This window comes from Thioclava sp. F36-6, assembly GCF_002020305.1.
Taxonomy (GTDB): Bacteria; Pseudomonadota; Alphaproteobacteria; order Rhodobacterales; family Rhodobacteraceae; genus Thioclava; species Thioclava sediminum.
Genome location: NZ_MPZX01000001.1, coordinates 1,304,736 through 1,326,457, shown reverse-complemented (window position 1 = coordinate 1,326,457; position 21,722 = coordinate 1,304,736). Strand labels below are relative to the sequence as shown.

Sequence of the window (21,722 nt, the reverse complement as noted above, 5' to 3'; positions counted from 1 at the left end):
GCGCGCTCAGCTCAGGCCGAGCTTCTTCAGCCGGTTCTCGCGCAGCCGGGCGAAATCATCGCCCGCGTGATAGCTCGAGCGGGTCAGCGGCGTGGCGGACACCATCAGGAAGCCCTTGCCGTAAGCCGCTTTCTCGTAATCGCGGAACTCGTCCGGGGTCACGAAACGCATCACCGCGTGGTGCTTCGGCGTCGGCTGCAGATACTGACCGATGGTCAGGAAATCGACATCGGCCGAGCGCATGTCATCCATCACCTGACGGACCTGCGGGGCCTCTTCGCCCAGACCCACCATGATGCCCGATTTGGTGAACATCGACGGGTCCAGCTCTTTCACGCGCTGCAGCAGACGCAGCGAGTGGAAGTAGCGCGCGCCGGGGCGCACACCGGGATAGAGGCCCGGCACGGTTTCGAGATTGTGGTTGAACACATCGGGGCGCGCCTCGACGACTTTCTCCAGCGCGGCGGGTTCGCATTTGAGAAAGTCCGGCGTCAGGATCTCGATCGTGGTGTCGGGCGAGCGGTGGCGGATCGCGCGGATCGTCTGGGCGAAATGCTCCGCCCCGCCATCGTCCAGATCGTCGCGGTCGACCGAGGTGATCACGACGTGGTTCAGGCCCAGCGTCTCGACCGCATGGGCGACGCGGCCCGGCTCGAACACGTCGAGCGCGTCCGGGCGACCGGTGGCCACGTTGCAGAAGGAACAGCCACGGGTACAGATCTCGCCCATGATCATCATGGTGGCGTGACCCTGGCTCCAGCATTCGCCGACATTCGGGCAGCCTGCCTCTTCGCAGACGGTGACCAGCTTGTTGGTCTTCAGAATGTCGCGCGTCTTCTTGTAACCTTCCGAGACCGGCGCTTTCACGCGGATCCAATCGGGTTTCTTGGGCTGGGCATTGTCGGCGCGATGCGCCTTTTCGGGGTGGCGTTCACCGGGCATCTTGAGATCGCGCATGATCCATCCTTTCGGAGTGCGGTTGATCGTCACATAAGCCGATTGCGTGTCGGATGCAAATGCGCAAGCCCGAAGGCAGCCTTGCACATCGCGCGCGGCTGACCTGCGCGTAAGCGGCGGTCAGGATCACCATCAAGACAAAGACTGCAAAGTCGCGCGGCGGATGCTGCATCTGCAAAGTCAGCGATTGTGACCGAAAGGGACATCCGCTAGTCAGGACATTCTCCAAAACGCAACCTCCCCAACCGACAAAGGAGACCTCCCATGCTTCCCGGTTCGAAACTGCCCGAAGTGACCTTCCACACCCGCGTGCGCGATGACAGCATCGAGGGGCCGAACCCCTTCCGTTGGGAGGACAAGACCACCTCGGATTACTTCGCGGGCAAGCGCGTGGTGCTGTTTGCACTGCCCGGCGCCTTCACCCCCACCTGCTCGACCTACCAACTGCCCGGTTTCGAGAAGGGATTCGACGATTTCGCCGAGCAGGGAATCGACGAGATCTACTGCCTGTCGGTCAACGACGCCTTCGTGATGAACCAGTGGGCCAAGGCGCAGGGCCTCGAGAACGTCAAGGTGATCCCCGATGGTTCGGGCGAGTTCACCCGCCGCGTCGGCATGCTCGTGCGCAAGGACAATCTGGGCTTCGGTCTGCGGTCGTGGCGCTATGCGGCCGTCGTCAATGACGGCGTGGTCGAAGCCTGGTTCGAGGAGCCCGGCCTTGAAGACAACCACGGCGCGGATCCCTATGGCGTGTCCTCGCCCGAGACCGTCATGAACTGGCTGGTTGACGCCAAGGCCGAAGCGGCGGCGTGATCCTATGCCGGCCCGTAATCGGGCCGGCTACCAACGGATCGGGGCGCACGGCGATCAGAAGCGTCTGCGCGCCTGCGCGACCAGCCCCTCGCCCGCTTTTTGCAAGACCTGCGCGAGCGGGTCGAACCACGCCTCGGCATCGGAAACTTCGCGGGCACGGACCAGCCTTACGGTCCGTGCCGGCTCCTCGTCGAACCGGCTGAGCGCGAGCGTCGGGAACGCGCGAGTTTCCTGCAGACTCGCGATCTCGGGTACCAGCGTCAGCCCCATCGCCTGTCCGGCCAGCGCGCAAAGCGTGGTCAGCGAGGACGCCCCCAGATCGATGCGCTGCGCCGCCCGCGTCAGCCCACACAGCGCCAGCGCCTGATCGGCAAGGCAATGCCCCTCATCGAGCAGCAAGAGCTGATCCGGGTCGATCGCCTGCGGGCTGAGGCCGCGCACCATGGTCAACTGATCCGGCGTCCCGGCCAGCAGGAAGCGATCCTCGAACAGCGGTGTCTCGAACAGTTCGGGCGCGGGCGTCGCGATGATCGCAGCATCGAGGCGCCCCTCGGCGATCTCGGCCAGCAGCGACTCGGTCGTGGCCTCGCGCAGCCGCAGCCCCCCTTGCGCGCGCAGCCCCGCGAGGGACGCAGGCAGCAGATAGGGCGCGATGGTCGGGATCACACCGAGATTGACCTGCCCCAGCCCACGCCGCGCCTCGGACTGCAGATCGCGCAACTCGCCCGCGACCCGCTCGGCGGTCTCCAGCACCCGCCGCCCGGCTCGCGTCAGCCGCACATCGCGCGGGCGGCGCTCGACCAGCGGCTGGCCCACCTGCTCCTCAAGCTCACGGATTTGCACCGAGAGCGCGGGCTGGCTGACATGGACGATCTCAGCGGCGCGCGAGAAAGAGCGCGCCTGACCGAGCGCCCGCAGATAGGTGAGTTGGCGAAGCGTGATGTTCATAATTTTCGATTATCGCCACGCGAAAAAATATACAACTTTGTATTATATCATTTTCGCATGGGTCGCTCATGCCAAGAAGAGAACTCTTGAGAGTGCGCGCCATGCCCGGCGGGACGCGGACCAGCGACAAAAGGAAAGGGCGCGAGAAAATTTCACGCCCTTTCTTGCATTTTATCAGAGTCTTGCGAAGCAAAGCTAAGGTAACACCTTAACTTTAACGGACTGTTAGGCATTGAGGATTTGGCCGCGTGAGAGCGTCCGGATCGCTCTAGCAGAACGCCCGGACCGAAGCTCACCCAATCATCGGACTGGCCCCGCCATAGGTGTCGTCGTAATGCCGCTTGAGACGTTGCAGCGCGATGCGCAGGACGATCTTGCCCGAGCGCGCCGACCAGCCCAGCCGCTTCTCCGCGGTCTCCAGCCCTTCGAGGAAGCAGCAGCAGCGCAGCGCCATGTCGCCCAGTCCCGGCCCCAGATCGCGCAGCGCCAGCGCCACCCGCTCGCGCGCGGTGTCGGAGCCGCCGCCCATCGCCAGCTCGGGGCGATACTGCCCGCGCCCGCCGCCGCCGGTCAGGAACCGTTCCCAGTTCTGCCCCACGCGCGGGCCCATCTGCGCCAGCTCGAAATCCTCGCGCAGACGCTCCCCTGCGGCGACGAGATCGGCGCCGAGGAACGGCCGCCCCTGTTTGTCACGCCGCCGCGCCAGCACCGCGAGCGGGCTTTCCGCCAGATTGGCGCGCACCCGGCGCTGATGCCCGTCCGCGTCGGCACGCGTCTCGTGGATGAACTCGCCATGCTGGGCGGCGAAGGGATTGGCGGCGGTCTCGCCGCGTGCTGCGGCCTCTTCCTCCAGCACGCGTTTCAGCGCCGCGCGCCCCGCCTGCGTGATCTCGTAGCTGGTGACGCGGCCCGCATGGGCGACCTCGATCCAGTCCTTGAGCGCGAAAGCCTGCGCCACCGCGCGCTCCAGCACGGCCGTGCGCACCGTGCCGCGCAGCACCACGGCCTTGTCCATCTCGCGCCCCACGATCAGGAGCGCACCCGGCTCGGCCAGGCGGCGCAGAATGCGGCGCGTCTCGCGGCGCAGCTGGTCTTCATCGGCGGGCGTCTCAGAGGGGCGGAAAGCAGCGGTCATGGGCGTGTCCTTTTGGAGCACGGTCGTCATCGGAGCCTCGGGATAATTGGCAGCGCCCGGTCCGGCCGCGCGGCCAAGACGTTCGAGCGCCTCATCGACCAGCGGATCCTCCCGCCGCGCCTCGATCCGGCGCACACGGCGCAGGATGGTCGAGGCCGCGCACCCTTCCGCCCGTGCCAGTGCCCGTATCGGAACGCCTTCTTCGACATGGCGCAGATAGAGTCGGGCATGTTCGGGCAGCCAGGCGGGAAGCTCCGCCGGGGCCGGTGCGATCGAAGTCATATTGTCCCCCAGATTGCGCCGCGAAACGCGCGACGAGTCCGTCCGGTAACAACCGTGAGTTGCTTTGGTTACCCGTTCGTTAATAAACGGGACGCCAGCAAGAATTCCTTAAACTTCCTAAACAAAGCTTTGCGGGGCGCGCGCTTGAGGGCGAATTTGCGCAACACCGCCTGAGGCTGGGTAACGCTCGGGATCTCACCTCAAGGGAGTTTCCGATGACCTTCGCATTTCGCCAAAAGCCCACGCCCGACGTCCACGCCCCGTCGCCCTTGCGCCTCGTCGATCCGACCGAAGCCGACAGCGTCGCCCCTGATCCCGATCCTGTCACCGCCGTGGCGAAACTGCGCCGCCCGCGCCTGTTGATCCGCGCGGCCCGGCACGGGCTGAGCGATTACAGCCGCAAGCGCGACCTCAAGCGGGTGCTGCGAATGAGCGAGCTACCGCGTCCGGGAACGGCCCTGCGCGCGTTGATGGCCGAGGAAGCGGCGCTCGATCAGGCGCGGCGCGCGGGCGAGGCGACCTATTCGGTCGCCCGCCATATCGAGCTGCTGATCGCGCTTCTGGCGGAGGCGCGGCTGGCGCCGCAGCCCTCTGAGGAGCGCGCGGGTGCCCCGTCGCTCAGCGCGACTTGAAGAGCGAGCCGAGAACCCCGCGCACGATCGTCTGGCCCGTCTTGGTGCCTAGCTGACGCGCAAGGCTCTTGCCGAAGGTCTCGAGGATCGTATCGGACCGGCGCGAGGACGTTTTGCGCGCTGGTTTCGACTTCGCCGTCGGATCGTAGCGCCTTGCATTGTTGAAATTGTCGAAGCCTTCATCGAGCTCGGAGCGGCCCGCAGCGGTCTTGGCCGCTTTCTCGCGCGCCTCGGCCTCCGCGGCCTCGCGCGCGGCCAGTTCGGCACGCTTGGCGAGAATCTCCTGCGCCGACTCGCGATCCACGGGCGTGTCGTATTTGTCGCCCAGACCGCTTGAAGCGATCACCGCGGCGCGCTCGGTATCGCTGAGCGGGCCGAGGCGCGACTGCGGCGGGCGGATCAACGTGCGCTCGACCATACCCGGCACGCCCTTCTTTTCGAGGAAGGAGGTCACCGCTTCGCCGGTGCCGACCTCCTTGATCGCGATCTCGGTGTCGAAGCTCGGATTGGCGCGGTAGTTCTCGGCGGCGCGGTGCAGGTCGCGCTGATCCTTCGCGGTGAAGGCGCGCAACGCGTGCTGCACGCGGTTGCCAAGCTGGCTGAGAATGCCATCGGGCACGTCGCCGGGGTTCTGCGTGATGAAGAACACCCCCACCCCTTTCGAGCGGATCAGCCGCGCCACCTGCTCCACCTTGTCGACCAGCGCCTTGGGCGCGTCGTCGAACAGCAGATGCGCCTCGTCGAAGAAGAAGACCAGCTTCGGCTTGTCGGGATTGCCGACCTCGGGCAGCTCCTCGAACAGTTCCGAGAGCAGCCACAGCAGGAAGGTCGCGTAAAGCTGCGGGCTGCCCATCAGCTTGTCGGCGGCGAGGATGTTGATCTGGCCCATGCCGTTTTCGTCGATCTGGATCAGGTCGGCGAGGTCCAGCGCGGGTTCACCGAAGAATTGCGCCCCGCCCTGATTTTCCAGCACCAGCAGGTCGCGCTGGATCGCGCCGATCGTCGAGGTGCCGACATTGCCGTATTCGAGCGCGATCTCGTCCGCGCGCTCGCCGATATGGCGCAGCATCGCGCGCAGGTCGTCGAGGTCGAGCAGCGCCAGCCCCTCCCTGTCGGCGATGTGGAAGGCGATGTTGAGCGCGCCTTCCTGCGCCTCGGTCAGCCCCAGAAGACGGCTCAGCAACAGCGGCCCCATCTCGGAGACGGTCGTGCGCACCGGATGGCCCTTCTCGCCGAACATGTCCCAGAAGACCGTCGGATAGGCGCGGTATTGCAGATCGAAACCGATGGTCTGCGAGCGCTCCATGAAGGCGTTGTGCAGCTTGGCCTCAGCCGAGCCAGTCGCCGCGATGCCCGACAGATCGCCCTTCACATCGGCCATGAAGACCGGCACGCCCGCCTGCGAAAAGCCCTCCGCGAGGATCTGCAGCGTCACCGTCTTGCCGGTACCGGTCGCGCCCGCAACCAGCCCGTGACGGTTGCCGTATTGAAGCTTCAACTCCTGCGGGCTTGCGTAGCCTTCCCCACCGCCCCCAACGAACACACCCTCTTCGGTCAGAACACCGGTCATCTTGCCCTCGCCAAACAAATTTCGGCTCCGACAATACTACCTTAACCCTTTTGCGCCAGTGTGATCCTGCCCCCGGAGTGCGCTTTTGCGCGGATGGGGGCGCTTCCTCCCTGTTGAACTGGCCGCGCCACGCTTGGCGCGGTCTTTTTCTTCTGTGCCAAGGGATTGCGTTCCGGAGTTCATCGCCTCACCGCCTGTCACACTTCCTCAACTTTGCCTGTTGACCTGTGAAAAATTACGGCCTAGCGTACCGGCAATGACGAAGTCGGCCAGTCCGACAGGGGGAAAAGGAAGGGGTCCTGAACGGGCCCCTTTCGCTTGGAAAGCCCAGCTTTCGCGCCCCCGGAACACCCGATCCAGCCTGCGCGAGACGCGACTGAATCGCCCCCGCTCTTTCCGCGAAATCCCCCGCCTGGCCCGGCTCTTATGCAGGCCGTCGAACCGCTCACGAAACTGTGGCAGTTTGCCGCCGATCCGTGAGCGCCGCTGCGGAATTCGCGACTGACAGGGGCGCAGCCCCGTGTTAAGCCTTCGCCCAATACGTTTCAGGAGAAGAGTAATATGTCTCAACTGACGAAACCGCTCGCCCTCGCTCTGGCCCTCGGCCTTGCAAGCGGGGCGTGGGCGCAAGATACCACCTCGAGCGACACGACCACGACCCCTTCGGCGGATGCGACCGCGGGCGCGACCACCGATGGCGCGGCGACCCCGGCGGCGGATGCGGGCGCAGACGCGACCAGCACCGATCAGGCGCCCGACGCCACCGCGAACGGTGCTGACGCCACGCCGACGATGCCCGGCGCCGATCAGCAGGCCCAGAAGCCGCAGGAGCCGCAGACCTACATCAAGGCCACCTACGAAGACTGGCAGCTGCAATGCGCCAAGTCGCCCGACGGTAAGGATCCCTGCCAGATGTATCAGGTGATCAAGGACCAGAATGGCGGCAACGTGGCCGACATCTCGGTGATCGGCCTGCCCGATGGCAGCCAGGCCGCAGCCGGTCTGACCGTGATGGTGCCGATGCAGACCCTGCTGTCGCAGAACCTCGTGATGCAGGTCGATGGCGGCAAGGCAATGGTCTACCCCTATTCCTTCTGCGACCCGCGCATGATGGGCTGCTTCGCGCGCTTCGGCGTCGGCAAGGCCGAACTCGAGTCGCTCAAGAAGGGCAGCAAGGCGACGATCACGATCACGCCGCTGGCCAACCCGCAGCAGAAGGTGAAAGCGGATATCTCGCTCAAGGGCTTCACCAAAGCCTTCGACGAAACCGTGAAAACCAACAAGGAAAACGGCGTTCAGCAGTAAGCTGAATAGATGAGCTTCGGCTCGCAACCGTTTGAAATTAAAGACGCCGCGCCCCAACCGGGCGCGGCGTTTTCATATCGTACGCAAGGCCAGAACCGCGTTGAGCCCGCCGAAAGCGAAGGCGTTCGTCAGCGCAGCGCCGACCTGCGCCTTGCGGGCCGTGTTGGGCACATAATCCAGATCGCAGTCGGGATCGGAGGTGGCGTAGTTCGCCGTCGGCGCGATTACCCCGTCGCCAAGCGCCATGAGGCAGGCGATCAGCTCCACCGCCCCCGTGCCGCCGATGCAATGGCCGTGTAGCGCCTTGGTCGAAGAGACCGCGACGTGATCGGCCACCGGGCCGAGCGCCGCGCGGATCGCAGCGGTCTCGATCCGGTCGTTGGCCGCCGTCCCGGTGCCGTGGGCGTTGATGTAGCCGACCTCTTCAGGCGCCATACCTGCGTCGCTCAACGCGCCGGTGATCGCCGCGCTCGCACCTTCAAGCGACGGCATCACGATGTCGCTCGCATCGGAATTCATCGCGAAGCCCGCAATCTCGGCCAAGGGCTGCGCGCCACGCGCCTCGGCGCTTTCCAGCGTCTCGATCACGAAGACGCCCGCGCCCTCGCCCTGCACCATGCCGTTCCGATCTGCCGAGAACGGCCGACAGCCATCGGGCGACATCACTCGCAGCCCTTCCCATGCTTTCAGCCCGCCGAAATTGAGCATCGCTTCCGAGCCGCCCGCGAGCATCCCCTCGGCCATGCCCGAACGCACCATCTGGAACGCGAGGCCGATGGCGTGGTTGGAGCTGGCGCAGGCAGTGGCGACGGCAAAGCTCGGCCCCTGCAGCCCGTAGCGGATCGAGAGGTGCGAGGGCGCGGCATTGGCCATCAGCTTGGGCACCGTGAGCGGATGCACCCGGTTCTTTTGATCTGCAAAAACAGCGCGATAGGCGTTATTCGCGGTCGTGTGCCCACCGCCTGCAGACCCGATGATACAGCCCCAGCGGGCGGGATCGGGGGCTGTCTCCAGCCCCGCCTGCGCCATCGCCTCCGCGCCGGAGATCAGCGCGTATTGGGTGAAGGGGTCGTATTGCGCGAGCTGCGCCGAGGTGAAGCGGGCAGATGCGTCATAGTCGCGGATCTGACCGCCGATGCAGATGCTCAGCCGCTCTACATCCTGGAAGCTGAGCGGGCCGATGCCGATGCGCCCCTCCGCCATGGCCGCCTTGGTTGCCGCAACGCCCTCGCCGAGCGCGTTGATCGTGCCTGCGCCCGTGATGACGACGCGCCGCATCAGGCGACGGCGGTCGAAGGCTTGCCGCCCGAGACGAGACGCTCCACCGCGCCGACGATCGCGCCGACCGAAGACATGTCGAATTGCGAGGCGGCGGGTTCGTTGGCATTGAAGGGCACCGAAACATCGAAGGCTTCTTCGATGGCGAAGATCACTTCGACGAGGCCGAGGCTATCGAGCCCCAATTCGTCGAGCGTCATCTCGGGCGAAAGTTCGGAGGGCTCACGAAGGGCTTCGCGGGCGATGATCGAGAAAACCTGGTCTTGCACGTCTGGCCTCATATCTGGGGTTACTCCGTGCCGCCTTTTTGCGTGAGTTTCGTAACAGTTTCTCGAAGCTCGGCCATTTGCGCAAACAATCTCGGCAATCTGCGGACAGATTTGTTGATCTCGAGTTGCGTTTCCATCTTCACCGCCGGGCTCCCCCAGATGGTACGGCCTTTGGGGACGTTGGTATAGATATTGGTGCCGCCCGCCGCGATGACGTCGTCGCCCACGGTGATGTTGTCCGAGACGCCGCATTGCCCTGCCAGCACCACGCGGTGCCCGATCCGAGTCGAGCCCGCGATACCGACCTGACCGCAGAGCAGGCAATCCTCGCCCACCTGCACGTTGTGACCGATATGGACCATGTTATCGAGCTTGCTGCCCGAGCCGATGGCGGTTGCGCGCACCGTGCCGCGGTCGATACAGGCGTTGGCGCCGATCTCGACATCGTCGCCGATCTCGACCGTGCCGAGCGAATGGATGCGGAACCATTTCTGCTCGGTGATCTCTTCGCGCTGCTCCAGCGTGTGGCGGATTTCCTCGACCCCCGAAGGATCGGGCGTCACGAAGGAGAACCCGTCCGAGCCGATCACCGCGCCGGGCTGACAGACTAGCCGGTCGCCGATCAGCACCCGCGCCCCGATCCGTGCGCCGGGATAGATCAGCGCATCAGAGCCGATCTGCGCGCCCTCCGCGATGGTCACCTGCCCCACGATCCGCGCGTTCGGGCCGATCTTCACCTCCTTGCCGATCACGGTGAAGGGGCCGATGGCCGCATCCTTGCCAATGATGGCGGTCGGGTCGATCACACAGGTCGGGTGGATGCCGGGCTCGACATTGGGGCCGGGATCGAAGGCTTTCGACAGCCCCGCCATGGCGAGACGCGGGCGGGTCACGAAGACCGCCGCCTCCAGCCCGAGCGCGCGCCAGTCCGCGCCTTCCCACAGAAGCGCCGCGCGGGCCTTACCCTCGCGCAGCCCTTCGGCGTATTTCTCGCTCATCGCGAGGGCGATCTGGTCGGGACCCGCCGTCGCAGGCTCGGACGCGCCGGTCACCTCGATCGACAGGTCGCCTTCGGCGCGGGCGTTAAGCGCCTGCGCGATATGCTCGATTGTCTGGGACATGGCCGATCCTCTCATGGTCGTTTGGGGGCGCGCTTAACCGCCCCCTTTGCCAGAGATTTAGCTATCCTGCGTGCCCAATTCCACCCCGGCCTTTTGCAAGGCGTTGAAGAGGATCGCGTCACGCCCATATACGTCGCGGCGATACTCGACTTGCCCCGACGCGGTCGGCCAGGCGGTGAAGTAAGTCAGATGGACCGGGACGTGCTTTTCCAGCGGCACGACGGTTTCGCGCCCCGAATTGAGGATGCGCTTGAACTCAGCCTCGGGATTGTCGCTTTGCGCGCCCAGAAGCGTGTAGGCCAGATCGAAGGGGTCGCCGACACGCACGCAGCCATGGCTGAAGGCCCGCGTCTCTTTCTTGAAGAGCGATTTCGAGGGCGTGTCGTGCAGGTAGATGTTCCAGCGGTTCGGGAACAGGAATTTCACCAGCCCCAGCGCGTTGCGGTTCGACGGCGGCTGCTTCATCGCGAAGGGGAAGTTGCTCGCATTATAAGCGGCGAAATTCACCGCAGAGCGCGGCACGACGCGGCCACGGCTGTCGATCAGTTGCAACTGGCTCGCCGCGTTCGGATTGCGCTGCATCTGCGGCAGGTATTCCTTGGTCACGATCGAGCGCGGCACATGCCAGGCCGGGTTGATCACCATCCGCTCCATCTCGTCGGAAAACTCCGGCGTGCGGCGGTCCGAGCTGTTCTGCCCGACCACCGTCACAGAGCGGAACGTGGTCTTGCCATTGTCGATGACGCGGACCGAGAAATCGGTGATATTGACCCAGACGTAACGGCCCGAGAAATCGATGCCGTTCATCCAGCGCAGACGCTCCATCGCGACGAGGATGGCTTTCATCCGCGCCTCGGGGCTCTTGTTGATCTCGCCCAGCGTGCTGGGCCCGGCCACGCCATCGGTCGCGAGCCCCTGATCGGTCTGATAGGCCTGCACGGCCTTCTGCATCTCGGCGTCATAGGTCGCGCTGGCAGAGCGGCCCAAATAGCCCATCCGCTGCAACCGGTCGCGCAGCGCCACGACGTCCGGCCCGCTGTCGCCGGGCTCGAGCTTGGTGCCGGGCACCGTCGGCCCCCAGCCGCCCGCTTCGATCTGATGCTCCAGATCGAGGCGCGCCTTCACCAGCTGCGCATATTGCGGCATCTGGGGCGCCAGCTCGCGCAGGAACAGCGCCGGGTTGGTCGCGGCGGCGAAGGCCGTCATCCGGGCTTCGGGATCGGCGCGTTTGGGTTCGCGCTTGATATCGGAGATGACGCTATGCGGGTCGAGCACGCCATGCGACAGGTCATGGGCGTAATCGAGGAAAATCTGGCTCATCTTCACTTCGAGCAGACCGCGCTGACGCTCGGACTGGACGGCGGCGAAGGCGACACGCAGCCCCTCGGGGTCGTAATGCGCGGTGGGCAGCCCCTGCATTGCCGACAGATCGAGCGCGCGCATGAAAGCCGCGCGGCGGCCCGCATCCTCGGCGGCGGTCCAGATCGGCCGGTAATCGCGGGCGGCATAGAAGGCCGCCAGAGCGGGATTGTCAGCGGCAGCCTCGGCCACGGCCTGGGTGAAGCCCGAAAGCTCGACGCCAGCCAGCGGCGACATGGCCCCTTGGGCAGCAATCTGGGCAGTGCCTTGCGCCTGAGCGCCGGCGGCGAGCGTAGCTAGCGCGAAGGCCAGCCCTATCTTACGGAAATTGCACGTCATAGCGTCTAAACCCCTGCCCGGACCCATCGTTCCAGATGTTCCAAACTTACCTGCATCTGTCCAGCGAAGCGTTGCCTGCGCGCAACGAACTGAGCGGACCCGCCCGGAACGATGCAGGGGCGCAACAGCGCCTTTCCGCCGCCTCCCACCCCGCACGCACACCGCTCCCACAAGGACGTGAGCGTATTTTTACTACCGGCAGGCGAAATTTTGCCGACATACCCCAACATGGCAAAGATGCATCAGTTCCGTTCTTTATCGATTAATCTGTCTATGCCATAAGGAGTAAGAAGTTTGGGTCTACCATCCCTCAACCGCCCGAAACAGGGCGGGAAAATCGAGAGACAGGCGAACACAGGAACTTGCTATGACGACGATTTCCCGGCGCGGCCTTCTGGGCGCATTTGCTGCGACCATGGTGACGGCAGCCCCCACCATGAGTAACGCTTTCGGTCTACTCAAGGGCGCAGGGGACATCCGACGGATCAAGATGTATAACGGTCGTACCGGCGAGACGCTCGACACCGTTTACTGGATCGAAGGCGAGTATATCCCCGACGCGCTGAAGGAAATCACCTACTTCGCCCGCGACTGGCGCACCAACCAGCTGAAAAACATCGACGCGCGCACCGTGGATATCGCGGCGGCAGCGCACAACCTGATGGACTCGCGCGAACCCTACATGCTGCTGTCGGGCTACCGCTCGCCCAAGACCAACGCCATGCTGCGCTCCCGCTCGAAAGGCGTCGCGAAGAACTCGCTGCACATGCAGGGTCTGGCGATGGACCTGCGGCTGAAGTCGCGCTCGGTCAGCCAGATGTACAAGGCGGCGGCCGCCTGCCACGCCGGCGGCGTTGGCAAATACTCGCGCTCGAACTTCGTGCACATGGATTGCGGCCCGGTGCGGCACTGGGGCTCCTGAGCCTCGCGCTCCTCGTCTGACCGACCCGAACGCCGCTTTCCCGAGCGGCGTTTTTCTTTGCCTGCCCTGCCGGGGGTTGCCCCAAACCGCAGACAGAAAAAGGCCCCGCATGGGGGGCCTCGATCAGTCGTGCGTAGAGACGCTCAGTCGAGCACCCGGCCCTGCTGGCGGAAATAGGCCTCTGCCTCGGGGGTCAGATCGACCTTCTCATAGCCCGAGACCATGGGGCGCACATGCTGGCGGAAGCCGTGGCCGATGGTGAGAAGGTAGACATGGACCACCACGAAGCTCGCGATGGCGAATGCCGCGAGGACGTGGAAATTCGCGATGATCTCCAGCCAGAACGAGCCGCCGTCGAGGTGATCCCAGAACCCGTAGCTGAGATAGGCCAGCCCCGAGATCCAGATCGCCGGGAAGAGCATCATCTTGAGCGCGAAATAGGCGGCCGCCTGCAGCGGGTTGTGCCGCCGCTCGTAGCTTTTCACATAGGGATGTTTCTCGCCCTTGAAGACACCGTAGGCGTAGAAGCGGCCGACCTCCCACATGCCCTGCATGCGCGGGATGAACTGCTTGTAGCCGCCCGTGGTGAACAGCCAGAAGGTCGCGAAGGCCCAGAGCAGCAGGAGCGCCAGCGCGACGACCGTATGGATCAGCACCGCCGCCCCGAAGGGCAGGATCGGATGCAGCCCCAGAAGCCGTGCGCCGGTGAAGAACAGCAGCAGTATCGAGCCAACCTGGCTCCAGTGCCAGAGCCGGTTGAAGCGCGAATAGACCTTTACGCAATGCTCAGCCATGGTGGCCTCCATTCTTCTTGCCGCGGTTAATCAGGCGCAGCGCGCCATGACCCAAGGCCCCCAGAAGCGCCATCAGGAACATCGCGAGCCCCAGCTTGCCGCCGAAATTGATTTCCGAGCCGGGAACGTAGATCCCCGCCAGATCGGCCATCCTACCACCCTGCGTGTGGCAGCTTTCGCATTGCAGCGCATCGTCGGCGGGCGCGACCATATGGGTGATCGGCCAGTACATGTAGGTATGGACGAAATCGAACTCGCCCGAATACTCCACGCCGGCATAGTCCATGCCCGCCTTGAGGGATTTCTCCCAGTCGTAATAGGACCAGAGCGCCGTGCCGTTACCGGGGCCATATACGTTGTTATAGGCCAGCACATTGCGCTGCGTGTCATAGGCCTGCGTGCCGACCATCCGCTTGAAGGGGAAGATGCGGCTGTCGGGCTGACCGGGATTGCCACCGATCTTGTTGATCTCGACCACCTGCGTCGGGTCGATCTCTTCCTCCGGCAGGGTGAAGGTCATCTCGCCGTTGGACCATGCGTAATAGGGCGTGACGTTCTCGCCCCATTCGAAATTGCCCTTCTTCGACATGTAGGTGTGCAGGTGCTTGCCGTCGGATTGGGTGAAGCCCTCTTCGGTGATCGGCTTGCCGTTCTCGTCGAGCTTGCCCGCCGTGGACCAGTCCCAGACGGTCTTGGTCGCCACCCCGCCCCGCGCGAAGCTGGGGATGTGGCAGGTCTGGCAGGCCACCGTGTCGGTGTGATCGTTGAGCTTCGCCGCGATCAGCGGGTTCGGCCCTTCATGCGGGCTGTCGGTGTGGCACGACTGGCAGGCGGCCGCATCATGGGCGGTGCCCGCCATGCGATCGGGATGCGGGTCGATCACGTCGGTCTCGTAGCGCGAGCCCTCGAAGACGTGCTTGTCCGAGACGTGGCAGGTCTCGCAGGTGAAGTTCTGACCGTCGGGCGACATATGGACATCGACGTCGCGCGGCGGGTTGAACAGTGCCGAGCTGAGATCGCCATGCTTCACGTTGTCGCCGCCACCGCCGTAGAAGTGGCAGTTGCCGCAATTGTCGCGACCGGGCGGTGCGCCCACCGATTGCGCGGCCTCGGCCAGATCGACGGGCCAGGCGGCCGCGCCGGTGATCGTCTTCGCGCCCGCGGCCACCGGTTCCAGCGGCGGCTCGCCCGCGAGGTTATCCTGTTTGGTATATTGGCCGGATTTGTCGTGACAGACGAGGCAGTCGACCTTGGTCGGATCGTCGGGCATCGGCTCGCGCACGTCCGTCCAGCCATAACCCGTGTGGCACGATGTGCAGCGCACCTCGTTCGAGGCGACATTGCCGCAAAACGCATTCATCTCATGCGCTTTGCCGAGCGTCTGGCCCGTGGCCTCGTTCTGGTATTCCCAAGTCCAGTGAACCGAATGCATCACCTGATTGGAGGCTTCAGTGTGGCACGACAGGCAGGCTTCCGTCACCTCGGAGCCCGACGCGAACGGCCCTTTGAGCTGATCGAATTTCGAGTGGTCGGCGGTGAGCTCTTTCACCGGATCGCTCATATGGGCGGCCTTCGACGCGCCTTGTGCGACGGGTGTCGATTGCGCGCCGATTGCGGGCGTCTCCTCCCCGGCGGCCTCCTGCGCGTAGGCGGGAAGCTGGCCCAAAATCACGGCTGAGACGAGCGCCGTGATCCGCAATGCACTCTGTGTCATCGATGCTCCGACTGGCTCACTACTGGTTACTCACATTGCTTAGCGCGATCGCGTTGATCACGGGGATGCGACATTTCGTGAGTTTTGCGTGACTTACTGTCGCATCGGTTTTGGCACGCGCGGAGGCGCGGCACGCATCACGCAGCCCTGATCTGCCGTGAGCGGCGCGGCGAGGAACGAAGCGCTGCCGCCCCGCGCTGAGCCTCACCGGGCGCGGACATCCCCGGTCCCGGCCCTCAAATCGATTTCACAGGAGAGTTTCATGCAGCGCGCAACCCGCTTCGTTCTTCCCGCCGCCCTCGCCCTTGCCCTCGGCTCGGGCGCGGCATTCGCCGCCTCCTCGAGCAACGACGGCTCGAAAACCGAATGGATCAATCCGGTCGTGAAGGATTACGGCAAGATGCACCCCGTGCCCGATGGCGCGCTCAGCCCCGATCCGAACAAGGACTGGAAGATCGTCTTCGACGTGGGCGGCGACAAGACGATGGACGGCGGCGTGAACGCAGCGCTCTGGCATGTCGCGCGCGCGGTCAACATCTACGGCAATGCGGGCGTCGACAAAGCGCATCGCAAATTCGCGGTGGTGCTGCATGGCTCGGCGACCCCGCTCGCTCTTTCGCCCGAGGCGTATAAGGATAAGTTCGGCAAGGACGATCCCGACACCAAGCTGAAGCAGGAACTCGCGGATGCGGGCGTCACGCTTTACGTCTGCGGGCAGGCACTGGCCGATCACGGCTTCACCGAAGATCAGGTCGGGCCGAATGTCGATGTAGCGCTGTCGGCACTGGCGGCGGTCCCGGTGCTGGAGAGCCAAGGCTATCAGCTCTTCCCGATGTAATCGCGCCTCTCAGGTGGACAAGAAAAAACGCGGGCAGCTTGCGCTGCCCGCGTTTCTTTTTGCTTGGCGGAGCGAGGCCCTAAGGCCCCTGCCCCTCGGCTTACATGCTACCGGCGCCCATACCCATCCGGCTTGCCAGATCGGCCAGCACCCAGACGGTGCCCGCAGCCATCAGGATGATGAGCAGGAAGGTGAAGAGCACCAGATACAGGTCCGGACGCGCCTCTTTCGAGAAATCGAGGTGCATGAAGGCCCAGAACTGGATGATCAGCTGCGCGATGCCGAGGATGCCCACGATCGACCATGCGAGGCCCGTCGAGAACACGCTACCCGCGACGATCACGACGCCTGCGAGCGTCAAGACCACCGAGAGCGCGAAGCCCCAGACATAGCGCGCCATGTCGTGCTTGTACTCAGCCGAGTCCATGCCGACGTCGGAGTTGATATAATCCATCACAGCACCCCCATCAGGTAGACTTTCGTGAAGAGCGCGATCCAGACGATGTCCAGCATGTGCCAGAACAGGCCCAGACGCACGAGACGCGACTTGATCAGGTCGTTCATCCCGAAGGTCTTCATCTGAACCATCAGCAGGATGCCCCAGATGATACCCGAGGTGACGTGCAGACCGTGCAGACCCACCAGCGAGTAATAGGCGGTCAGGAAGCCCGACACTTGCGGCGTGTTGCCCTCGGTCCAGAACTCGTGGAATTCGTAGAGTTCGATCCCGAGGAAGATCGCGCCAAGCGCCAGCGTCACGACGAGCCAGCCCACCGTGCGCTTCATCGACGCGCCGTATTTCATTCCCAGCGTGCAGATACCGAAGGTGAAGGTGGAGATCAGCAGCGCCATCGTCTCGATGGTCGGCAGGCCGAGGCTGAACAGCTCATGCGGGCTCGGCCCGTTCGCGATGCCGTGCCATTCGGCATCGGCGTAGTTGGCGATCATCAGCGAGAAGGCGATGAGGTCCGACATCAGGAAGATCCAGAAGCCGAAGATCACCGTGCCCGTCTTGTCGTGATGGCCGTGATCGTGGGAGGCAGCGTGCGCTGCCCCCGTGTTGCTCATAGTTGCACTCATACCTGCGTCTCCATGATCAGGCCGCGGTTCTTGGTGGTGAACTCATCGTCGAGCCGGATTTGCGGCGTGGTTTCGACGAGGCGCTTGTGGGCTTCATAGCCCTCACGCAGTTCTTCCGCGGTGACGGTTTCTTCCCAGTCGGTGTCGTAGGAGCGGATCAGCACCAGCACCCACATGGCCACGAAGCCCACCGCAGCGATCAGCCACATCTGGAAGATCATGGCGAAAGCGAAGAGGGTCGCGACGAGGCCCACCAGGAACGGCATGCCGGTCGGTTTCGGCAGGTGGATGTCGACGAACTCGGTCGGATCCATGACCCGCTTGCCCGCTTCCTTCGCATCGACCCACGGCTCGCGCGAGGTCATCGCCGGGATGGTGGAGAAGTCGTATTCCGGCACCGGGCAGCCCAGCGACCATTCGATACCACGACCGTCCCAGGGATCGCCCGCCGGCACCATCAGGCTCTCACGGTTCTTGACCGAGACCCAGACCTGAATGATCTGCGCGGTCAGACCCGCCAGCACGCACAGCGCGCCGAGCATCGCGATTACCAGCCACGGGAAGTAGGCCGGCTCGGTGAAGAAGGCCATGCGGCGCGGTGCGCCCATCAGACCGATCGCATAGAGCGGCATGAAGGCCCCGTAGAAGCCGATCATCCACAGCCAGAAGCTGCGACGGCCCCATTTCTCGTCCAGGCGGAAGCCGAAGCAAAGCGGGAACCAGTAGTTCACGGCCGCGAACATACCGAACAGCAGGCCCGGGATGAGCATGTTGTGGAAGTGCGCCACCAGGAACAGCGAGTTGTGGGTCGCGAAGTCGATCGTCGGGTTGGCGAGCATGACGCCCGTGATCCCGCCGATCACGAAGGTGAAGATGAAGCCGGTGGAGAACAGCATCGCGGTCGAGAACCGCAGCTTGCCGCGCCACATGGTCAGCATCCAGTTGAAGACCTTCACACCGGTCGGCACACCGATCGTCATCGTCGCGATGCCGAAGATGGCGTTGAGGTGGGCGGTCTGACCCATGGTGAAGAAGTGGTGCACCCAGACGGTGAAGGACAGCACTGCGATGGCAATGGTGGCCCAGACGAGCGAGGTGTAGCCGTAGATCTTCTTGCCCGAGAAGGTCGGGATGACTTCCGAGAACACGCCGAAGGCCGGCAGGATCAGGATGTAGACTTCCGGGTGACCGAACAGCCAGAACATGTTGGCGAAGTTCATCATGTTCCCGCCTTGGGTGGCGGTGAAGAAGTGGAAGCCTGCCTGACGGTCAAGCGCCAGCATCAGCGAGGCCACGGTCAGCGGCATCATCGCGAAGATCATCAGGATTGCGGTGCAGAGCGTCGCCCAGGCGAAGATCGACATGTCGAACAGCTTCATGCCGGGGGCACGCTGCTTGTAGATCGTCACGAGGAAGTTGATGCCCGAAAGCGTCGAGCCAACCGAAGTCAGGCCCAGCGACCAGATCCAGTAATCCACGCCCTCGTTGGGCGACAGCTTGATGCCCGTATAAGGCGGGTAAGCGGTCCAACCGCCGGTCTCGAAGTGACCGACGACGAGCGAGGCCATCACGAGTGCCGCGCCGCCGATCGACAGCCAGAGCGAGACCGCGTTCATGAAGGGGAACTCCATGTCGCGCGCACCGATCTGGAGCGGCATGACGACGTTGATGACGCCGGTCAGGAAGGGCATCGCCACGAAGAAGATCATGATCGTGCCGTGGGTCGAGAACAGCTCGGCGTGGTGTTCGACCGACAGGAAGCCCGGTGCGGGCGAAACCTGCTGGGCGCGCATCACGACCGCCTCGAGAACGCCGCGGATCAGCATGATCAGCGCCAGAACGATGTAGATGACACCGATCTTCTTGTGATCGAGCGTGGTGATCCAGTTCGACCAGAGCGGTTTCCACCAACCTTTGACGGTCAGGAGCACCATGACCGCGAGCGCGCCGAGGACGACGATGCCGCCCGCGCCTGCTGCGATCCCGGTGGACAGAGACGGATCCGTGAAGAAGGGAACGATGAAGATATCGTTCCAGTCGAGACTACCAAGAATACTCATTGAGCGTCCCCTTGATGTTGGTTTTGCGAGACATGCAGCTCTTCGCGGATCGCGTCGTCGATCTTCTTCTGCTCGGGTGCATGGTCAGGAAGGATTGCTGCGCCACCGTCGGTCAGCATGTCAGGGTTCATCGCCACCTTGTCCCAATAGCCGGCTTCCGGCGGCTCGAAGAGCTCGGGGCCCGACCAGGTCGCGGTCTTCTTGAACGCCTTCTCGAGCTGGGCGAAGGGGTGCTTGGGCTCTTGCAGGAACGCGTCGAACTGATCCTGGCTCACCACGTCGACCTCAAACTTGTTGAGCGGGAAAGCCGCGCCGTTGAACTGGCTGTTGAAGCCATAGGTCTGCGACGGATCTTCCGAGGTGGTCAGGTTCATCTTCGTCTTCATGCCGGGCATCGCATAGATCTGACCTGCGAGACGCGGGATCCAGAAGCTCTGCATCGCGCCGGTTGCGGTCAGGTCGAACTCGACGGGGGTGTTCTCGGGCAGGACCAACCGGTTCACGGCGGCGACCTTGCCGGGATAGATGAACATCCATTTCCATTCGGACCCGATGACCTTCACATGCATCGGCTCTTTGCCCGTTGCCTTGTAGGGGTCTTCGCCCATCACGTGGCCCCAGGTGAGCCAGCCGACGATAAGGAAGGTGAGCGTGGCACCGCCCCAGATCACGACTTCGGCGGCAACCGAGTGCGACCAGGTCGGGTCATATTTGCCTTTCCCACCCTGACGGCGATAGCGCATCGCAATCCACGGCGTGCCGATCAGGATCGGCAGGGAAATGGGCAGCATCCAAAGGAAGAAGCTGATCAGGTGAGCGCGTTCTCCGGCCGCCACCGGGCCGAGCGGGGTCATCACCCCGTTCTCCGCGCAACCTGACAGCCATGCAGCCGCAACGGTCAACAGGACCGGGGCAGCGAGGCGGCTGGGCCGCTTGTAGATTTTTTCAAACAACACGGAAATACCTTTCCTATTCCCTCTTCTTGGCGCGGGGGCATAGGGGTCTCTCGGGGGAGGCCGCGAGGGCTCCCGTCCCGCGCGATGCCTCCCACTCTAGGGCAGCGCCCGCGAGGTCAATCGGTGTTGACAAATTGTCGCAGGAACGAGCGTAACCGACTGAAAATCATGCACAAATGTCATCACACACCTGCGACGCACGAAAAAATAACCAATAAATAAAGGGGGTTGGTCTTGAACGGGCGCACCCGAATACAGGGGTAAACGGGCTCATCTCTCGCGCTTGTGATGGGGCGGTGAGCGATCCGTGAGCAAAATGAGCAACTTAGCCGATCACGGACGCTTGAGGTCACGCGGTGCGTGAGGGGTGTTATCCGCTCAGGCTCCCGCCTCGCCCCACGTTGGCGGGAACGGGCAGCGCCCTCCCCCGGCGCATGACAAACCAACGCCGCGGAAACCCCGCGGCGCGCTGTCAGAAAGGGTTACCGGAAAGGAGCAGTCAGAGCGCCGCGGCTCGGCGCAGCGCCGGGAGCGACGAGATCCGCACACGCCCGCCGGCAATCCGGAACAGGCCCTGATCGCGCAGGCGGCGGATCGTCTTGTTCGTATGCACGAGCGACAGCCCAAGCGAGTCCGCCACGACCTGTTGGGCGAAGGGGAACGGCGCGCTGTCCTTCTCGATCAACCCGACCGACTCGGCACGCTCCCATGCGTGCATCACGAACCACGCGATCCCCTCATTGGCGTTGCGCTGCCCGACCGAGGCCAGCCAGCCCGACAGCCGCGTCAGTTCACGCGTCATCAGCCACACGAGCGTCGTGGTGCGGTCGGGACCATCTGGCAGAGGCTGATGCAGATCGGCGGGATCGAAGCTCGACAGCATCATCGGCGTGAGCGCCTCGTAATAGCTCGCCCCCGGACCGTAGAGCACGCTCGTCAGCCCGCAGAGATCGCCCGGATAGACCAGCGCTTCGACTTGCCTGCGCCCGTCTTCGAGCAGCGTATAGCGCATGGCGATCCCGCGCTCGACCCGCACGATCAATGGCGTGGACTCGGGCAAAAGCGCCGCCCCCGCGGGAATGGCGCGTTGCGATTGGGACAGCTCCGCCAGATAGGCGAGGTCAGGTTTTCGAGACAGGTTTTCCAAGCTTGCTCGGTTCCGTTTTGTTGATTTCTGCGAAGAAACCAGCATCTGCCGCGAAAGCGCTGAGCGCGCTACGTCATAGGACATTGATGCAGGTTTTTTTGGATATTCCTCGGCGTCACCCGGCGGAAAAACGCTTTTCGCTTATATGAAAAGCTTTAGGAATCACTGTCAGACGACAGCGTTACTGAGGAATTCCGCCACTC

20 protein-coding genes are annotated in these 21,722 nt (G+C 64.0%); 5 read left to right on the top strand and 15 right to left on the bottom strand.

The window, feature by feature from the left end; translation table 11 throughout:
• Window positions 1-6: 6 nt before the first annotated feature.
• A complete protein-coding gene (gene lipA, locus BMI88_RS06115) occupies window positions 7-957 on the bottom strand; it encodes a lipoyl synthase (protein WP_078546861.1) in 951 nt (316 codons plus the stop codon).
• Between the two features lie 264 nt (window positions 958-1,221).
• Between lipA and BMI88_RS06110 the strand changes: the two genes are divergently transcribed.
• Window positions 1,222-1,770, top strand: coding sequence for a peroxiredoxin (locus BMI88_RS06110; RefSeq protein ID WP_078546859.1), 549 nt, complete (start codon window positions 1,222-1,224; stop codon window positions 1,768-1,770).
• 54 nt (window positions 1,771-1,824) lie between these two features.
• On the opposite strand, the gene BMI88_RS06105 is transcribed toward BMI88_RS06110, so the two are convergent.
• Window positions 1,825-2,718 carry a hydrogen peroxide-inducible genes activator gene (locus BMI88_RS06105; RefSeq protein WP_078546858.1) on the bottom strand — a complete coding sequence of 298 codons (894 nt, stop codon included), beginning with the start codon at window positions 2,716-2,718 and terminating at the stop codon, window positions 1,825-1,827.
• Window positions 2,719-3,010: 292 nt separating this feature from the next.
• Window positions 3,011-4,135 carry a DUF6456 domain-containing protein gene (locus BMI88_RS06100; protein WP_078546856.1) on the bottom strand — a complete coding sequence of 375 codons (1,125 nt, stop codon included), beginning with the start codon at window positions 4,133-4,135 and terminating at the stop codon, window positions 3,011-3,013.
• 215 nt (window positions 4,136-4,350) lie between these two features.
• On the opposite strand from BMI88_RS06100, the gene BMI88_RS06095 reads away from it, so the two are divergent.
• Window positions 4,351-4,767 (top strand): DUF6477 family protein, encoded by a 417-nt coding sequence (locus BMI88_RS06095; RefSeq protein ID WP_246831826.1) that lies wholly within the window; start codon window positions 4,351-4,353, stop codon window positions 4,765-4,767.
• Here BMI88_RS06095 and BMI88_RS06090 read toward each other — a convergent pair.
• Entirely contained in the window at window positions 4,754-6,337 is a 1,584-nt protein-coding gene (locus BMI88_RS06090) for a helicase HerA-like domain-containing protein (protein ID WP_078546855.1), read from the bottom strand. The genes BMI88_RS06095 and BMI88_RS06090 overlap by 14 nt on opposite strands.
• Before the next feature lie 561 nt (window positions 6,338-6,898).
• Between BMI88_RS06090 and BMI88_RS06085 the strand changes: the two genes are divergently transcribed.
• The gene (locus tag BMI88_RS06085) at window positions 6,899-7,642 is read left to right on the top strand and encodes an invasion associated locus B family protein (RefSeq protein WP_146673482.1); all 744 of its coding nucleotides are present in this window, start codon (window positions 6,899-6,901) and stop codon (window positions 7,640-7,642) included.
• A 72-nt stretch (window positions 7,643-7,714) separates the two neighbouring features.
• Here BMI88_RS06085 and BMI88_RS06080 read toward each other — a convergent pair whose 3' ends face one another.
• Genes BMI88_RS06080 through BMI88_RS06065 form a run of 4 tightly spaced genes read right to left on the bottom strand, consistent with a single transcriptional unit; the run spans window position 7,715 to window position 12,008 of the window.
• Window positions 7,715-8,920, bottom strand: a complete 1,206-nt coding sequence (locus tag BMI88_RS06080; protein ID WP_078546853.1) for a beta-ketoacyl-[acyl-carrier-protein] synthase family protein — start codon at window positions 8,918-8,920, stop codon at window positions 7,715-7,717.
• On the bottom strand, window positions 8,920-9,201 hold the full coding sequence (locus BMI88_RS06075) for an acyl carrier protein (RefSeq protein WP_078546851.1): 282 nt from the start codon (window positions 9,199-9,201) through the stop codon (window positions 8,920-8,922). The genes BMI88_RS06080 and BMI88_RS06075 overlap by 1 nt, the downstream gene beginning before the upstream one ends.
• Window positions 9,202-9,209: 8 nt before the next feature.
• On the bottom strand, window positions 9,210-10,310 hold the full coding sequence (locus BMI88_RS06070) for a UDP-3-O-(3-hydroxymyristoyl)glucosamine N-acyltransferase (RefSeq protein WP_078546849.1): 1,101 nt from the start codon (window positions 10,308-10,310) through the stop codon (window positions 9,210-9,212).
• 57 nt (window positions 10,311-10,367) lie between these two features.
• Window positions 10,368-12,008, bottom strand: a complete 1,641-nt coding sequence (locus BMI88_RS06065; protein ID WP_078546847.1) for a L,D-transpeptidase family protein — start codon at window positions 12,006-12,008, stop codon at window positions 10,368-10,370.
• 367 nt (window positions 12,009-12,375) lie between these two features.
• Here BMI88_RS06065 and BMI88_RS06060 point away from each other — a divergent pair, with 367 nt between their 5' ends.
• On the top strand, window positions 12,376-12,930 hold the full coding sequence (locus tag BMI88_RS06060; protein WP_078546845.1) for a DUF882 domain-containing protein: 555 nt from the start codon (window positions 12,376-12,378) through the stop codon (window positions 12,928-12,930).
• 143 nt (window positions 12,931-13,073) lie between these two features.
• On the opposite strand, the gene BMI88_RS06055 is transcribed toward BMI88_RS06060, so the two are convergent.
• Window positions 13,074-13,724, bottom strand: a complete 651-nt coding sequence (locus BMI88_RS06055) for a cytochrome b/b6 domain-containing protein (protein ID WP_078546843.1) — start codon at window positions 13,722-13,724, stop codon at window positions 13,074-13,076.
• On the bottom strand, window positions 13,717-15,438 hold the full coding sequence (locus BMI88_RS06050; protein ID WP_210401998.1) for a tetrathionate reductase family octaheme c-type cytochrome: 1,722 nt from the start codon (window positions 15,436-15,438) through the stop codon (window positions 13,717-13,719). The genes BMI88_RS06055 and BMI88_RS06050 overlap by 8 nt, the downstream gene beginning before the upstream one ends.
• 262 nt (window positions 15,439-15,700) lie before the next feature.
• Here BMI88_RS06050 and BMI88_RS06045 point away from each other — a divergent pair, with 262 nt between their 5' ends.
• The gene (locus BMI88_RS06045; protein ID WP_078546841.1) at window positions 15,701-16,276 is read left to right on the top strand and encodes a DsrE family protein; all 576 of its coding nucleotides are present in this window, start codon (window positions 15,701-15,703) and stop codon (window positions 16,274-16,276) included.
• A 100-nt stretch (window positions 16,277-16,376) separates the two neighbouring features.
• Here the strand turns inward: BMI88_RS06045 and BMI88_RS06040 are convergent, their stop codons facing one another.
• The 5 genes from BMI88_RS06040 to BMI88_RS06020 form a co-directional block, all read right to left on the bottom strand.
• A complete protein-coding gene (locus BMI88_RS06040; RefSeq protein ID WP_078546839.1) occupies window positions 16,377-16,730 on the bottom strand; it encodes a cytochrome C oxidase subunit IV family protein in 354 nt (117 codons plus the stop codon).
• Window positions 16,730-17,344, bottom strand: coding sequence for a cytochrome c oxidase subunit 3 (locus BMI88_RS06035; protein ID WP_165756923.1), 615 nt, complete (start codon window positions 17,342-17,344; stop codon window positions 16,730-16,732). Before BMI88_RS06035 ends, BMI88_RS06040 begins: the two co-directional genes overlap by 1 nt.
• An 8-nt stretch (window positions 17,345-17,352) precedes the next feature.
• Entirely contained in the window at window positions 17,353-19,416 is a 2,064-nt protein-coding gene (locus BMI88_RS06030; protein ID WP_078539403.1) for a cbb3-type cytochrome c oxidase subunit I, read from the bottom strand.
• Complete coding sequence (locus BMI88_RS06025) at window positions 19,413-20,372, bottom strand: cytochrome ubiquinol oxidase subunit II (protein ID WP_146673481.1); 960 nt, start codon at window positions 20,370-20,372, stop codon at window positions 19,413-19,415. Before BMI88_RS06025 ends, BMI88_RS06030 begins: the two co-directional genes overlap by 4 nt.
• Window positions 20,373-20,871: 499 nt before the next feature.
• Window positions 20,872-21,519 carry a Crp/Fnr family transcriptional regulator gene (locus BMI88_RS06020; protein WP_168173949.1) on the bottom strand — a complete coding sequence of 216 codons (648 nt, stop codon included), beginning with the start codon at window positions 21,517-21,519 and terminating at the stop codon, window positions 20,872-20,874.
• Window positions 21,520-21,722 lie beyond the last annotated feature (203 nt).

What these genes read in the sequence shown, in the direction of transcription:
- lipA (WP_078546861.1), bottom strand. Translation starts at nt 957, where the DNA reads ATGCGCGATCTCAAGATGCCCGGTGAACGCCACCCCGAAAAGGCGCAT.
- BMI88_RS06110 (WP_078546859.1), top strand. Translation starts at nt 1,222, where the DNA reads ATGCTTCCCGGTTCGAAACTGCCCGAAGTGACCTTCCACACCCGCGTG.
- BMI88_RS06105 (WP_078546858.1), bottom strand. Translation starts at nt 2,718, where the DNA reads ATGAACATCACGCTTCGCCAACTCACCTATCTGCGGGCGCTCGGTCAG.
- BMI88_RS06100 (WP_078546856.1), bottom strand. Translation starts at nt 4,135, where the DNA reads ATGACTTCGATCGCACCGGCCCCGGCGGAGCTTCCCGCCTGGCTGCCC.
- BMI88_RS06095 (WP_246831826.1), top strand. Translation starts at nt 4,351, where the DNA reads ATGACCTTCGCATTTCGCCAAAAGCCCACGCCCGACGTCCACGCCCCG.
- BMI88_RS06090 (WP_078546855.1), bottom strand. Translation starts at nt 6,337, where the DNA reads ATGACCGGTGTTCTGACCGAAGAGGGTGTGTTCGTTGGGGGCGGTGGG.
- BMI88_RS06085 (WP_146673482.1), top strand. Translation starts at nt 6,899, where the DNA reads ATGTCTCAACTGACGAAACCGCTCGCCCTCGCTCTGGCCCTCGGCCTT.
- BMI88_RS06080 (WP_078546853.1), bottom strand. Translation starts at nt 8,920, where the DNA reads ATGCGGCGCGTCGTCATCACGGGCGCAGGCACGATCAACGCGCTCGGC.
- BMI88_RS06075 (WP_078546851.1), bottom strand. Translation starts at nt 9,201, where the DNA reads ATGAGGCCAGACGTGCAAGACCAGGTTTTCTCGATCATCGCCCGCGAA.
- BMI88_RS06070 (WP_078546849.1), bottom strand. Translation starts at nt 10,310, where the DNA reads ATGTCCCAGACAATCGAGCATATCGCGCAGGCGCTTAACGCCCGCGCC.
- BMI88_RS06065 (WP_078546847.1), bottom strand. Translation starts at nt 12,008, where the DNA reads ATGACGTGCAATTTCCGTAAGATAGGGCTGGCCTTCGCGCTAGCTACG.
- BMI88_RS06060 (WP_078546845.1), top strand. Translation starts at nt 12,376, where the DNA reads ATGACGACGATTTCCCGGCGCGGCCTTCTGGGCGCATTTGCTGCGACC.
- BMI88_RS06055 (WP_078546843.1), bottom strand. Translation starts at nt 13,724, where the DNA reads ATGGCTGAGCATTGCGTAAAGGTCTATTCGCGCTTCAACCGGCTCTGG.
- BMI88_RS06050 (WP_210401998.1), bottom strand. Translation starts at nt 15,438, where the DNA reads ATGACACAGAGTGCATTGCGGATCACGGCGCTCGTCTCAGCCGTGATT.
- BMI88_RS06045 (WP_078546841.1), top strand. Translation starts at nt 15,701, where the DNA reads ATGCAGCGCGCAACCCGCTTCGTTCTTCCCGCCGCCCTCGCCCTTGCC.
- BMI88_RS06040 (WP_078546839.1), bottom strand. Translation starts at nt 16,730, where the DNA reads ATGGATTATATCAACTCCGACGTCGGCATGGACTCGGCTGAGTACAAG.
- BMI88_RS06035 (WP_165756923.1), bottom strand. Translation starts at nt 17,344, where the DNA reads ATGAGCAACACGGGGGCAGCGCACGCTGCCTCCCACGATCACGGCCAT.
- BMI88_RS06030 (WP_078539403.1), bottom strand. Translation starts at nt 19,416, where the DNA reads ATGAGTATTCTTGGTAGTCTCGACTGGAACGATATCTTCATCGTTCCC.